The sequence below is a fragment of the Microbacterium sp. ABR10 genome, from assembly GCF_057812175.1.
Map to the genome: position 1 here is coordinate 849,938 of NZ_CM173821.1, position 13,075 is coordinate 863,012.

At 70.2% G+C, this 13,075-nt stretch carries 10 protein-coding genes; 1 reads left to right on the plus strand and 9 read right to left on the minus strand.

What is annotated here, in order from left to right:
* Positions 1 to 38: 38 nt before the first annotated feature.
* Positions 39 to 1,181, minus strand: a complete 1,143-nt coding sequence (locus tag ACXKZF_RS03890) for an ABC transporter substrate-binding protein (protein ID WP_488985438.1) — start codon at positions 1,179 to 1,181, stop codon at positions 39 to 41.
* 268 nt (positions 1,182 to 1,449) lie between these two features.
* Complete coding sequence (locus ACXKZF_RS03895) at positions 1,450 to 2,889, minus strand: XRE family transcriptional regulator (RefSeq protein WP_055958643.1); 1,440 nt, start codon at positions 2,887 to 2,889, stop codon at positions 1,450 to 1,452.
* Positions 2,890 to 3,007: 118 nt separating this feature from the next.
* Here ACXKZF_RS03895 and ACXKZF_RS03900 point away from each other — a divergent pair, with 118 nt between their 5' ends.
* Complete coding sequence (locus ACXKZF_RS03900; RefSeq protein ID WP_488985439.1) at positions 3,008 to 4,894, plus strand: phosphoenolpyruvate carboxykinase (GTP); 1,887 nt, start codon at positions 3,008 to 3,010, stop codon at positions 4,892 to 4,894.
* Between the two features lie 301 nt (positions 4,895 to 5,195).
* Here the strand turns inward: ACXKZF_RS03900 and ACXKZF_RS03905 are convergent, their stop codons facing one another.
* From ACXKZF_RS03905 to ribD, 7 genes are all read right to left on the minus strand, one after another.
* On the minus strand, positions 5,196 to 7,061 hold the full coding sequence (locus ACXKZF_RS03905) for an ABC transporter ATP-binding protein (protein ID WP_488985440.1): 1,866 nt from the start codon (positions 7,059 to 7,061) through the stop codon (positions 5,196 to 5,198).
* A gap of 124 nt (positions 7,062 to 7,185) precedes the next feature.
* Complete coding sequence (locus tag ACXKZF_RS03910) at positions 7,186 to 8,637, minus strand: MFS transporter (RefSeq protein ID WP_055958634.1); 1,452 nt, start codon at positions 8,635 to 8,637, stop codon at positions 7,186 to 7,188.
* 214 nt (positions 8,638 to 8,851) lie between these two features.
* Positions 8,852 to 9,205, minus strand: coding sequence for a Fe-S protein (locus tag ACXKZF_RS03915; protein ID WP_488985441.1), 354 nt, complete (start codon positions 9,203 to 9,205; stop codon positions 8,852 to 8,854).
* Between the two features lie 328 nt (positions 9,206 to 9,533).
* Complete coding sequence (gene ribH / locus ACXKZF_RS03920; RefSeq protein ID WP_488985442.1) at positions 9,534 to 10,007, minus strand: 6,7-dimethyl-8-ribityllumazine synthase; 474 nt, start codon at positions 10,005 to 10,007, stop codon at positions 9,534 to 9,536.
* Entirely contained in the window at positions 10,007 to 11,275 is a 1,269-nt protein-coding gene (locus ACXKZF_RS03925; RefSeq protein WP_055958626.1) for a bifunctional 3,4-dihydroxy-2-butanone-4-phosphate synthase/GTP cyclohydrolase II, read from the minus strand. Before ACXKZF_RS03925 ends, ribH begins: the two co-directional genes overlap by 1 nt.
* On the minus strand, positions 11,272 to 11,952 hold the full coding sequence (locus ACXKZF_RS03930) for a riboflavin synthase (protein WP_488985443.1): 681 nt from the start codon (positions 11,950 to 11,952) through the stop codon (positions 11,272 to 11,274). The genes ACXKZF_RS03925 and ACXKZF_RS03930 overlap by 4 nt, the downstream gene beginning before the upstream one ends.
* Entirely contained in the window at positions 11,952 to 13,067 is a 1,116-nt protein-coding gene (gene ribD, locus ACXKZF_RS03935) for a bifunctional diaminohydroxyphosphoribosylaminopyrimidine deaminase/5-amino-6-(5-phosphoribosylamino)uracil reductase RibD (protein WP_488985444.1), read from the minus strand. The genes ACXKZF_RS03930 and ribD overlap by 1 nt, the downstream gene beginning before the upstream one ends.
* Positions 13,068 to 13,075 lie beyond the last annotated feature (8 nt).

The window sequence follows — 13,075 nt, forward strand, 5'->3', positions numbered from 1 at the left end:
CGTGGCGTCCTCTCGTGTCGGGGCGGTGGAGGAAGGGATCAGGATGCCGGGACGGTGAACCCGGGGATGAGTTCGGGGTTCTCGGCGTACACCTCGTCGAGCAGCGACGTGTCGAACATGTCCGGGTCGGCCGTGATGCCCGCCGCGGCGAGCGAGGACACGGCCTGGTCGACGAGGTCGGGCGTGAGCGTGAAGATGCCGTTGGTCACCGTGTCGGGGGTGAGCATGAAGGAGGGCAGCACGCTCGCGGAGTCGACCTGCAGCTGTCGGTCGAGCCCGTTGTCCGCGCCGCCGTAGGTCATGGCGATGTCGGCGATCGAGTCGGCGCCCTCGGTGAGGGCGGTGTTCCAGCCGATGATGCTGGCCTTCATGATCGCCTTCAGCGCGTCGCGGTTCTCGGCCAGCGCTTTCTCACTGACCACCACGGCGTCGCCGAACTGGGCGTAATTGGCGTCGGCGAACGACATGGTCACCACGTTGCCGCCGGCGTTCTTGACGGCGATCGGGTAGTTGGTCAGGAAGCCGATGAGAGCGTCGACCTCGCCGTTCATCAGCGGGTCGACGCCGCTGGGCACCGAGACGAACTGGACCGTGTCGGCGGGCAGGTCGTTCGCCTTCAGGACGGCTTCGACGGCGAGCTTTCCGCCGGCGTCGACGCCGATGCGCTTGCCCTTCAGGTCGGCGACCGTGCGGATGGGGTTGCCCGCGAGCGAGACGAAGCCGACGGGGTTCTTCACGAACTGCGCGCCGATGATCTTCAGTCCGGCGCCGTCGTTGATGGCGCCGGTGATGCCGGTGAGGTCGGACGCCAGGCCGATCTGCGCCTGGCCCGAGAGGACGAGGTCCCAGGAGTTCGTGTTGCCGCCGCCGGCGATGAGGTCGACCTCGTCGAACCCGGCGTCGGTGTAGGCCCCGTTCTCCTCCGCGAAGTAGTACCCCGCGAATTCGTAGTTCTTGATCCAGCTGAGGGCGACGCTGGCGGTGCCGAGCGAGGTGGGACCGTCACTTGGCGACGAGGCGGCGGGGGAGGCGCAGCCGGTGACGGTGAGGGCGAGGAGCAGAGCGCCGACGGCGGCAGCGGCAGCGGTGGTGCGCCGGCGGCGGCGGCGCGCGGCGGGAGCCGTGACGGGGTGCATTGCTGCGGGAGGGGCGGTGATCAGGTCGGTGCGAAGGTGTGACATTCGGGAGCCTCCGTGTGGGTGGGTGTCCCGTAAACGTAAATGTTTTACTTTTCGTGAATTGTCCCGTCGTGTGTCGTTTTCGTTTCGTCGTCCCGGGAGAACGGGTGGCCGTGGCATCACCTTGTCCGGCGGGCCCCGGGCACGACGATCCTCTGACGGCACGGTCCGTGGCATCCGGTGGCCGTCCCGCAGCCCCGCGGCGCGACCGCTCCGTCTCGCGCGGCGACGTCTCGCGTGAGCGAGGCGGCTGGTCGGGCGCTTGCGCCCCTCAGCCGTCGGCGTGCCGGTCGAGGAACGCGAAGACCTCCGCGTCGTCGACACCCGGGAACATCCCGCGCGGAAGAGGCGAGAACATGTACCGGTGCACGCGGGCACTCGGCCATGCCTTGCCCTGCCAGCGTTCCGCGGCCTCGGTGTCGGGGCGCCGGCAGCACGACTCGTCGGGGCAGTGCGAGATCCCGCGCTTCGAGGTCTCGCGACCGCGGAACCACCGCGCGTCGTCGAAGGGCACGCCCACGGTGATCGAGAAGTCGCCGTCGCTGGTGGTGCCCGTCTGCGAGGAGCACCAGAAGGTGCCGGCGGGGGTGTCGGTGTACTGGTAGTGCTCGGTCGTGCGGTTGTGCTCGGCGAAGGCGGCGCGCGCCGAGAACTTCTTGCACACGACCTGCCCCTCCACCGACCCCGTGACATCGGTCGGCAGCGGTAGTCCGTCGTTCTCGTACACGCGCGAGATGGCGCCGTCGCCGTCGACGCGGAGGAAGTGCAGATGCACGCCGAGGTGGGTCGTCATGAGATTGGTCATGCGCATCGCCGCGGCTTCGTGGGTCACGCCGAACGCATCGCGGAAATCCTCGACGGCGAGGTTGCGGTCTTTCTTCGCCTGCGTCAGGAACGCGACGGAGCTGGTCTCCGGCATCAGGCAGCACGCGGCGTAGTAGTTGATCTCCAGGCGCTGTTGCAGGAAGTCGGCGTAGTCGGTGGGCGGGCGGTGCCCGAGCAGGCGGTGGGCCATCGCCTGCAGGGCCATCGAGCGCAGGCCGTGCCCGCCGGGGATGGATGCCGGGGGCAGATAGATGCGACCGTGCTCGAGGTCGGTGACCGAGCGCGCCGAATGCGGCAGGTCGTTGACGTAGATGAGCTCGAACCCGAGCTGCTCGGCCATGATGCTGACCGTGCGGTGGGTGAGGGCGCCGGTCGCGTGCCCCGCCGCTTTGAGCTGCTTCTCGGCGAGGCTTTCGATCTCGGGCAGATGATTCGCCGTCTCGCGCATTCGCAGGCGCAGTTCGGTGTTGGCGCGGCGCGCCTCTTCGGGGCTCGCGATGGTCGCGCGCTCGCGCCGCTGCAGCTCTCGGTGCAGGCCCAGCACGGCTTCGATCGTGTCGTCGCTGGTGCCTTTGCTCACCTTGACCGGGGGGATGCCGAGCTGTCGGAAGAACGGGCTGCCCTGTGCCCGGTCGAGCTCGATCTCCAGGGCGGCGCGGCGGTTCGGCGGCTCGTTCGAGAGCAGCTCGGTGACCTCGGTCTCGGTCGCGCGCGCGATCTCCTGCAGGAGCGAGAGCTTGGGCTCGCGCTTGCCGTTCTCGATGAGGCTCAGTTGGCTGCCCGCCACGCCGACGAGCGCTCCCAGTTCATCGAGCGTCAGGCCACGGGCCAGACGATGATGACGGATGCGGTGACCCAGGGTGGTGAGTTCGAAGGACGACGCCATTCCTTGACCATATCGAAAGAATGCGGATTCTTACACTGGTCGATCATCGAAAGTCGGGTTGCAAGGGCCTCAACATGGAGGAACGACACCGAGTTTGCTCTCAACCGAGGAGAACGACATGGCTCTCGCCGACATCTTCAGCTCCAGCTCCCGCACTGCCGCGCCCGCTGCCGCCCGCGCCACCCGTCCCGGTCACGGCGTGCGTCCGGCCGTCGAGGGCCCGGGTCTTGCCGCGCTGAGCGCGTGGGTCGACCAGGTCGCCGCCCTCACGCAGCCCGACCGCATCCACTGGGTCGACGGCTCGCCCGCCGAGAACGACGCGCTGCTGCGCGACATGGTCGACGAGGGCAAGCTCATCAAGCTCAACCCCGAGTGGCGGCCCGGTTCGTACCTGGCCCGCTCGCACCCCGGCGATGTCGCTCGCCTCGAGTCGCGCACCTACATCGCCTCCGAGAGCGAAGAGGACGCCGGCCCCACGAACAACTGGATCGCCCCGGCCGAGATCCGCGAGACGCTCGACGGCGTCTTCGAGGACTCGATGCGCGGGCGCACGATGTACGTCGTCCCCTTCTCGATGGGCGCGGTGGGCGGCCCCCTCAGCCACATCGGCGTGCAGATCACCGACAGCGCCTACGCCGTGGCATCCATCGGTGTCATGACCCGCGTCGGCACGGCAGTGCTCGAGCAGGTCGCGAAGGGCGCCCCGTGGGTCAAGACCGTCCACTCCGTCGGTGCTCCGCTCGCCCCCGGCGAGGCCGACGTCACGTGGCCGTGCAACGACGAGAAGTACATCGTGCACTTCCCCGACACCCTCGAGGTGTGGTCGTTCGGCTCGGGCTACGGCGGCAACGCCATCCTGGCCAAGAAGTGCTTCGCGCTGCGCATCGCCTCGGTCATCGGCCGCGACGAGGGCTGGCTCGCCGAACACATGCTGCTCATCCGCGTGATCGACCCCAAGGGCAAGGCCTACCACGTGGCCGCCGCGTTCCCCTCGGCCTGCGGCAAGACCAACCTCGCGATGCTGCGCCCCACCATCCCCGGCTGGCGCGTCGAGACCCTCGGTGACGACATCACCTGGATCCGCCCCGGTGAGGATGGACGCCTGTGGGCGATCAACCCCGAGGCCGGCTTCTTCGGTGTGGCGCCGGGCACGGGCGAATCGACCAACGTCACCGCGATCGAGACGCTGTGGGGCAACACGATCTTCACGAACGTGGCGCTGCGCCCCGACGGCGACGTGTGGTGGGAGGGACTGACCGACGAGGCGCCCCCGCACCTCACCGACTGGGAGGGCAACGCCTGGACGCCCGCGTCGGGTCGTCCCGCCGCCCACCCCAACTCGCGGTTCACCGTCGGCGCCGCCCAGTGCCCGCAGATCGCCGAGGACTGGGAGGCCCCCCAGGGCGTGCCCCTCGACGTCATCCTGTTCGGCGGTCGTCGCGCGACCAATGTGCCGCTGGTGGTCGAGGCCACCGACTGGTCGCACGGCGTGTTCATCGGCTCGACGGTGTCGTCCGAGAAGACCGCCGCCCAGGAGGGAACCGTCGGCGAACTGCGCCGCGACCCCTTCGCGATGCTGCCCTTCTGCGGCTACAACATGGGCGACTACTTCGCGCACTGGCTGAAGGTCGGCCAGAAGCTCCGCTTCGATCGAGCCCCGCGCATCTTCCAGGTCAACTGGTTCCGCAAGGGTGACGACGGCCGCTTCCTCTGGCCCGGGTTCGGCGACAACGCCCGCGTCATCGACTGGATCATCCGCCGTGTCGACGGTCAGGTCGACGCGGTGGAGAGCCCCATCGGGCGCCTGCCGAAGATCGAGGACCTCGACCTCACGGGTCTCGACCTCCCGGATGCCGATCTCGCCGAGCTCTTCTCCGTCGACGCCCGCTCATGGCTGGCCGAGGCCGACATGACCGAGGAGTTCTACGACACGTTCGGCTCGCACCTGCCGGCCGCTCTGCGCGCCGAGCTGGCGGCGCTGCGGTACCGCCTCCAGCGGTCCTGAGCCGGCCCCCTGCTCTCGCCCCGCCCGCCGTTTCGCGCGGTGGGGCGAGTGTCGGACGCGATGCCCCTCCCGTTCTTGGCGCGCGGGAGGGGCATCGTCCTGCCTGCGCTCGGCCGGGCCGGTCCGCCGGCGCGCGGCGCCCCTGTCCGGCGCCCCGTCGACCCGCGTGAGAAACGCTTCTCGCCGGCAGAAACGCGCTGTGCAAGCATTATTTCCCGCGGATCGTGTTTCTCGCCGCGCCCCACCACCACCCTGCGTGAGCGTGACGGCCGCGCCGGGTAGCGCTGCCGCCGTCCCGACGTCACACCAGCAGCTGGTGCTTCGCCAGGTCGCGGTAAAGGGGAGTGGATGCCACGAGCTCGCTGTGCGTGCCCTGACCGACGACCCGGCCGTCCTGCAGCACGACGATGAGGTCGCTGTCGACGACAGTGGACAGGCGATGGGCGATGACGAGGAGCGTGCGGTCGGTCGCGACGGCGTCGATGGCCTCGCGCATGCGCTGCTCGTTCACACCGTCCAGTGACGATGTCGACTCGTCGAGCAACAGCACCGGGGGAGCGGCCAGCAACGCCCGCGCGATCGCAAGACGCTGACGCTCACCGCCCGAGAGCATGACCCCGTCTTCACCGACGGGCGCATCGACGCCCAGCGAGTTGCGCTCCAGGACGTCGCCGAGATTCACCGCTCGCAGCACGCGCTCGCAGTCGGCATCGGATGCCGCGGGCGAGGCGAGGCGCAGATTGTCGGCGATCGTGCCGGCGAGAGTGGGCGCGTCCTGCTCGACGTACCCGAAGCGGGCGCGCAGTTCGTCGCGGGACAGCTCGCGCGCGTCGACGCCGTCGATGAGGATCGCCCCCTCGGTGGGGTCGTAGAAGCGCTCGATGAGCGAGAGGATCGTGCTCTTCCCCGCCCCCGACGGTCCCACGAGCGCGACGCGCGACCCTCGCGGAACGGCGAACGACACTCCGCGCAGTACCTCGCGATCGGTCTCGGCGGGTGGCTCGGCGGAGTCCAGGTGCACGTCCGCCAACACCGACCGCGCCTCCGCGGCGGCGGCTTCGCGCGCCTTGACGACGTGGTCGGGATAGCGGAACCGCACCTCGCGGAAGGCGATCGCCGCGGCATCCGGAACCGCCGCAGACATGCCCGGCCGGTCTCCCTCGTCTTCGAGGGGCAGGTCGAGCACCTCCTGGATGCGTCCGAGCGCACCCAGTGCCTGGTTGACCGAAGTGATCGCGCCGATCGCCGACGCCAGCGGCTGCACCAGCAGGAACAAGAAGATGACGAACGTGACGAGGGAGGCGACGTCGATGGCTCCGGATGCCACGCGGAACCCGCCGACGCCCAGCACCACGAGCAGTGACACCTGCAGCGCGATACCCGCGACGGGGACGATGAGCGCCGACACTTTGGCGATGCGCACGCCCGCGTCGTAGGCCTCGGTCGCGGTCTCGGTCACCGCCGCCGTCTCGCGCGAGGTCGCTCCCGCGGCGCGGATGGTGCGGATGGAACCGACGGCGCGCTCGACGCCGGCCGACAGCTCGCCGACCTTCTCCTGCTGAGCGGCGGAGGCGACGCGGATCCTCGTGCTGAGGACGACGACGGTCGCGAGCGACGCGCCGATGACGACGATGATCAGGCCGAGCAGCAGGGGGTCGATAAACGCCATCGCGATGATCGCGCCGACGAGGATGAGCGCGCTGCCCACGGCATCCGCGAGTCCCTGCGTCAGCACGGCGTACAGCAGCGTGGTGTCGGTGCCCACTCGCGAGACGAGGTCGCCGGTGCGGCGCGCGTCGAATTCGCTGATGGGCAGGCGCAGGATCCGCGCGATGAGCCGTCGGCGGCTGGAGTAGACGACGGCGGTACCGGTGCGCTGGAGCAGGTAGTGCTGATAGCCCGAGATCAGCGACGACAGCACGACGAAACCGACGAGCAGCCACACCAGTGCGCCGAGCGGTACGGACTGCTGCACGCGCGTGATCACCTGGCCGACGAGAAGCGGCTGCACGAGCGTCGCACCCGCACCGAGGATGCTCAGGACCGCGACGACGACGAGCGTGCGCTTGTGCTCGAGCAGGAAGGGCAGCAGCTGCCGGAACGACGCGCGCGGGCCCTCGGGCACGCGGCGGCCGCGCCGACCGCGCGCGGGAGCGGGAACGGACATGCTCACCTCGGGAAAGGAAATGGGGGTCCTTCGACCGTACCTCTCGCGGCTGTGCACAGGACGGCAGAACGACGGATGCCACGAGGCCGGGGCCCCGTGGCATCCATCGTTCACAGGCAACGCGTTACGGCGCGGTCGCTCCGGCGGCGATGTTGTCGTCGTAGTCGACGTCCTTCGTCTCGGGCGAGAGCACGACGGCGATCAGCGTCAGCACGCCCATCCCTGACAGGTACAGGCCGACCAGCCACGGGTTGCCGTCTCCGGCGGCCCAGAGCGCGACGGCGACGATCGGGGCGAGGGCGGCTCCGAGGATCGACGAGACGTTGTACGAGATGGCCGAGCCGGTGTAGCGGGTGTTGGTGGGGAAGAGCTCGGGCAGCACCGCGCCCATCGGTCCGAAGGTCGTGCCCATCAGCAGGAACCCGAATACGAGGAAGGCCTGCACGAGCGCGCCGGTGAACTTCGGGTCGGCGTGCGGCAGCAGGAACACCGAGAAGGTCAGGCCGAACACGATGATCGCGATGGTCACCCCGATCAGCAGACGCTTGCGCCCGATGGCGTCGGCCACGGGGCCCGACAGCATCGTGAAGACGCCGAAGAACACCACGCCGATGATCTGCATGATCACGAAGTCGGTGTAGCCGAAGCCCAGGCCCGGCACGTAGGCGGCCGCGTCGAACGGGGTGCCGGCCTTCTCGGCGGCCGCGGCGGCGCCTTCGACGGTGGGCTTGGTGCCGTACGACAGCGTGAAGCTGGTCATCAGGTAGAACAGCACGTAGGTCGCCAGCATGATGAACGTTCCGAGCACCAGCTGCTTGCCGTTGCGGCGAACGACCTCGCCGAGCGGGAACTTGCGGATCGCGCCGCTCTTCTCGGCCTTCGAGAACGACGTGCTCTCGACGAGTTTGAGGCGCACGTACAGGCCGACGATGACCATGACGGCCGAGAACAGGAACGGGACGCGCCAGCCCCAGGTGAGGAACTCCTCGGAGCGCTGGGCCGTGCCGTCGGGGTGCGGCAGCGCGAAGTTGATGACGAGGAACACCGTGTTGGCGATGATGAAGCCGATCGGGGCACCGAGCTGCGGGAACGTGCCGAACAGCGCGCGCTTGCCCTTCGGGGCGTTCTCGGTCGCGACGAGCGCCGCGCCGGACCATTCGCCGCCGAGGGCGAAGCCCTGCGCCAGGCGCATGACGAGCAGCAGCACCGACGCCCAGACGCCGATCTCGTTGAAGGTCGGGAGGCACCCGATGAGGAAGGTCGCGACACCCATCACGAGAAGGGATGCCACGAGCGTGGCCTTGCGGCCGAATCGGTCGCCGAAGTGGCCGAACACGATCGCGCCGAGGGGGCGCGCGACCATCGCGGCGCCGAAGACGCTGAACGACAGCAGCAGCGAGGTCGTCTCGTTGCCGGTGGGGAAGAAGAGCACCGGGAAGACGAGGACTGCGGCGGTGGCGTACGCGTAGAAGTCGTAGAACTCGATCGTCGTTCCGACGAGGCTCGCGGTGATGACGCGCGAGCGCGGGTTGGCCGGTGCGACGGTGGAGCGGGTGGAGGGGGATGACGTGGTCATGACTGCCTGACGGGAAGGTTCTTCGTTCGCGTCCGGGATGGGGCGCAGCGGTGGGGCGCAGCGATCACAGGGGTGGGAGTGAGGGAGCGCACGGCGGGAGCACCGGCGACGTCCCCGGGTGAGGGCCGTCTAGACCCTCCAGTCTATGTGTACGCTGAGCGCGCCCTGGTGTTCCCCCGGGAGAGCGCCCCGAGCCGTCTCGCGTGAGCGGCGATCAGCGCCAGATGACCGCGAGGCCGGCGTTCACCAGCGCAAGGATGCCGACCGGCCAGAACAGCCCCGGCGGGAGCGAGCCCGTGCGCTTCTGGCGCGCCGACCCGATGCCGATCAGCGCGCCGATCACGAGCAGGACGACGAGCTTCACGCCGATCTTGACGTAATTGAGATCGTGGTCGAGGCCCCACGGCGCCGAGAGGATGAGGCCCGTGAGCAGTGAGATGCCCAGGGCGTTGTTCATGAGTGAGGTCACGCGCACGCGGCGGGCGACGACCTCGACCACCCACGCCCCGAACAGCACCGCGAAGCCGACGAGGTGCACGAGGACGACGACGTCACGCAAGATCTCCATGCCGTCAGGCTAGGGATGCCGCGGCCTCCGTCGCCAGCAAGGCGGGCCTCAGTCTCGCGTCGCGCTGCCCGCGTGCCGCCGAAGTCCGGACCGAGCTCGGTGTGTGCAGCGGGGCGTCCGCCCCAGCGGGGGCGCACCCGGACCGGGGCGCGAAACGTGCACCGGGGCGATCGCCGACCGCCCCGCTGCACATTTCACGCCCCGAAGTAGCGGTCCTGTGCAGGCGCCCCTCGCGCCCCGAAGGAGCGGTCCCGGCGCGCGTCTTTCGCGCACCGAAGCGGCGCGCCCGGAGCAGCGACGCCCCGCAGCAGCAGCGAGCCGGTGCGCGTCAGCCGCGCAGCTCCCGCAGGACCAGGGCGGTGCGGATCGCGGCGTCCGCGGCCTCCTCGCCCTTGTCCTCCTTCGACCCCTCGAGTCCGGCGCGGTCGAGGCCCTGCTTCTCGTCGTCGAGCGTCAGCACGCCGAAGCCGACGGGCTTGCCGGCGTCCAGCGCCACGCGGGTCAGACCGTCGGTCGCCGCCGACGAGACGAACTCGAAGTGCGGTGTCCCGCCCCGGATGATCACGCCGAGGGCGACCACGGCATCCGCCCCGCCGTCGAACGCAGCGCGGGCGGCGACGGGCAGTTCGAACGAGCCGGGGACCCGGACGACCCGGTAGGTGGCTCCCGTGCCATCCAGGATCCGCTTCGCCCCGGCGATGAGGCCGTTCGTGATGACCTCGTGCCAGGTGCCGGCGACGACGACGATGTTCAAGCCGGACGCGTCGACGCCGCCGGTCTCGGGTGCTCCACTGCCGGCCATCAGGCGCTCTCTTCCTTCGTGTGCGCGAGGGCTTCGCGCAGATCGTCCTCGCCGATGATGTGACCCATACGGTCACGCTTGGTCTCGAGGTACTGGTGGTTGTTGGGTCCGACGCCCACGAGCAGGGGCACCTGCTCGACCACGTCGAGGCCGAAGCTGCGCAACTGCGCGACCTTGTCGGTGTTGTTCGTCAGCAACCGCACCTTGTCGACTCCCAGGTCGGCAAGAATGCCGGCGGCGGCGGCGTAGTCGCGCGCGTCGGCGGGAAGACCCAGGGCGAGGTTGGCATCCACGGTGTCCAGGCCCCGCTCCTGCAGGTTGTACGCGCGCAGCTTGTTGATGAGGCCGATGCCGCGACCCTCGTGTCCGCGCATGTAGATGACGATGCCGCCGTCGCGATCGATCGTGTCGAGCGCGGCATCCAACTGGGGTCCGCACTCGCATTTGAGCGAACCGAAGGCCTCGCCCGTCAGGCACTCGGAGTGCACGCGCACCAACGGCGCCGCCTCGGTCAGGTCGCCCGAGACCACGGCGAGGTGGTCGGTGCCGGTGACGCGGTCCTTGTACGCGAGGAAGCGGAAGGTGCCGTGCGAGGTCGGCACGTTCGACTCGGCGCGCAGGCTGACCCGACGTCGTGCCGGGACCGCCGCCGGAAGCGGATCGGTCTCGTTCAGGTAGCCGATGAGCTGCTCGATCGTGATGACCGGGATGCCGTCGCGCTCGCCGAGCTCGAACAGTCCGGGCAGGCGCATCATGCTGCCGTCTTCGGCGACGACCTCGGCGATCGCGCCGACCGGCTCGAGTCCGGCGAGCCGCATGAGGTCGACCGCGGCCTCGGTGTGACCCGCGCGCTCGCGCACGCCCCCGTCGACGGCGCGGAGGGGAAGGACGTGCCCCGGCCGGATGAGGTTGGTCGGCACCGATTCGGGGTCGGCCAGCACGTTCAGCGTGCGGGAGCGGTCGGCCGCGCTGATGCCCGTGGTGACGCCGGTGGCGGCGTCGACGCTCACCGTGTAGGCGGTGCCGCGGGCGTCCTGGTTCACCTCGACCATCGGGGGGAGGTCGAGGCGGTCGGCCCACTCGCCGGGCATGGGCGCGCAGACGTAGCCGCTCGACCAGCGGACCGTCCAGGCGAGCCACTCGGGGGTGGCGAGCTGCGCCGAGATGATGACGTCGCCCTCGTTCTCGCGGTTCTCGTCGTCGGCGACCAGGATGGGCCGCCCCAGACGCAGGGCCTCCAGGGCTTCGGGGATGGTGGACAGGCTCATGCGGAGCCCCTCTCGGTCGTAGCGGCCGCGGCCGCGGGATTCTCTTCGTTGTCGCCGGACCCGCCGGCGGTCGTGCGGAAGGCGAGCATGCGTTGCACGTGCCGCGCAAGGATGTCGGTTTCGAGGTTGACGGAGGTTCCGGCCTCGGCGCGGCCGAGCGTGGTCGCCGCGAGGGTCTCGGGGATCAACGACACCTCGAGCCACGGCTGCGGGTCGGTGGCCTCGCTGACAGAGCTGACGGTGAGCGAGACTCCGTCGATCGCGATCGAGCCCTTGTCCACCACGAGCGGGGCGAGGTGCGCCGGGATGCCGACCCGCACGACGCTCCACTGCGCACCCGGCCGCACCTCGCGCACGACACCCGTGCCGTCGATGTGGCCCTGCACGATGTGCCCGCCGAGGCGACCGTGCGCGGCGGTGGCTCGCTCGAGATTGACGGTGCGTCCCGGGGCGACATCGGCCAGGGTCGACATGTCGAGGGTCTGCTTCATCACGTCGGCGGTGAACCAGTCGTCGCCCTGGTCGACGACGGTGAGGCACACGCCACTGACCGAGATGGAGTCGCCGTGCCCGGCATCCGATACCGAGAGGGGGGCGCGCAGCGTCAGCCGCACGCCGTCGCCCTCGGGCTCGACGGCGGTGACGGCGCCGATCTCTTCGACGATTCCGGTGAACATCAGGCGTCTCCTCTGTTGTCTCTGCTGTGGGGGAAGGGTGAGGCGGAGGCGGGGGCCGCGGCACCCGGCTCGTTCGTCGCACGCGGTGGCGCGTTGCCGTAAGACTCCGCCGGGTGGGCGACGATCAGCAGATCGTCACCGAGATTCCGAGTGGATGCCACGGCCAGCCGCCGTGCATCCGCGATGCTCGCGACGCCGATGTCGGCGAGGGCCAGCCGCGAGCCGCCCAGCAGCACGGGGGCGACGTAGACGAGCAGTTCGTCGGCGAGCCCCTCGCGCACGAAGGCGCTCGCGAGGGTCGGTCCGCCCTCGACGAACACCCGTTGCACGCCCTGCTCGGCGAGGTCGGCGACCACGGCGTGGAGGTCGTGGGTGGCGTAGAAGAGTGGCGCGCGCGGATGGCGGCGCACGGCGGCATCCGGGGCCGTCTCGCTCTCGCCGATGATGACCGGCATCGGCTGGGCGTCGCGCAGCGAACCGTCGTCGGCCCGCGCGGTCAGGGCGGGGTCGTCGGCCCGCACGGTGCCCGTGCCCGCGACGATCGCGTCGGCCTGCGCGCGACGGTCGTGCACGTCGCGGCGGGCGGCGGGGCCGGTGATCCACTGGCTCGTGCCGTCGTCAGCGGCGGCACGGCCGTCGAGGCTCTGCGCCCATTTGACCGTGACGTGCGGGCGGCCGGTGCGCTGCAGCGCGATCCAGTCGTGGATCAACGCCTCGGCGGCATCCCGTTCCGGTCCGGTCTCCACATCGACTCCCGCGGCGCGGAGTCGGTCGGCACCACCGGCGGCGGCGTCCGTGGGGTCGTCGAGGGCGTAGACGACGCGCGCGATGCCGGCGTCGATCAGGGCGAGGGCGCACGGGCCGGTGCGACCCGTGTGGTTGCACGGCTCGAGTGTCACCACGGCGGTGGCGCCGCGCGCGGCATCGGGCGCCAGTTGCGAGAGCGCATCGACCTCCGCGTGCGGGGTGCCGGCGCCGCGATGGAATCCCTCGGCCAGCACGTCGCCGTCGGGGGAGAGGATGACCGCGCCCACCTGCGGGTTCAGCCCGCGCGGGCCGCGCCGGGCAAGCTGCAGCGCTCGCCCCATGGCGTCGATCTCGACGGCGGATGCCATTTCCCTGT

Coding starts and splice junctions, on each gene's coding strand:
- ACXKZF_RS03895 (WP_055958643.1), bottom strand. CDS start 2,889: ATGGCGTCGTCCTTCGAACTCACCACCCTGGGTCACCGCATCCGTCAT.
- ACXKZF_RS03905 (WP_488985440.1), bottom strand. CDS start 7,061: ATGTCCGTTCCCGCTCCCGCGCGCGGTCGGCGCGGCCGCCGCGTGCCC.
- ACXKZF_RS03925 (WP_055958626.1), bottom strand. CDS start 11,275: ATGAGCCTGTCCACCATCCCCGAAGCCCTGGAGGCCCTGCGTCTGGGG.
- ACXKZF_RS03930 (WP_488985443.1), bottom strand. CDS start 11,952: ATGTTCACCGGAATCGTCGAAGAGATCGGCGCCGTCACCGCCGTCGAG.
- ACXKZF_RS03910 (WP_055958634.1), bottom strand. CDS start 8,637: ATGACCACGTCATCCCCCTCCACCCGCTCCACCGTCGCACCGGCCAAC.
- ACXKZF_RS03890 (WP_488985438.1), bottom strand. CDS start 1,181: ATGTCACACCTTCGCACCGACCTGATCACCGCCCCTCCCGCAGCAATG.
- ACXKZF_RS03915 (WP_488985441.1), bottom strand. CDS start 9,205: ATGGAGATCTTGCGTGACGTCGTCGTCCTCGTGCACCTCGTCGGCTTC.
- ribD (WP_488985444.1), bottom strand. CDS start 13,067: ATGGCATCCGCCGTCGAGATCGACGCCATGGGGCGAGCGCTGCAGCTT.
- ACXKZF_RS03900 (WP_488985439.1), top strand. CDS start 3,008: ATGGCTCTCGCCGACATCTTCAGCTCCAGCTCCCGCACTGCCGCGCCC.
- ribH (WP_488985442.1), bottom strand. CDS start 10,007: ATGGCCGGCAGTGGAGCACCCGAGACCGGCGGCGTCGACGCGTCCGGC.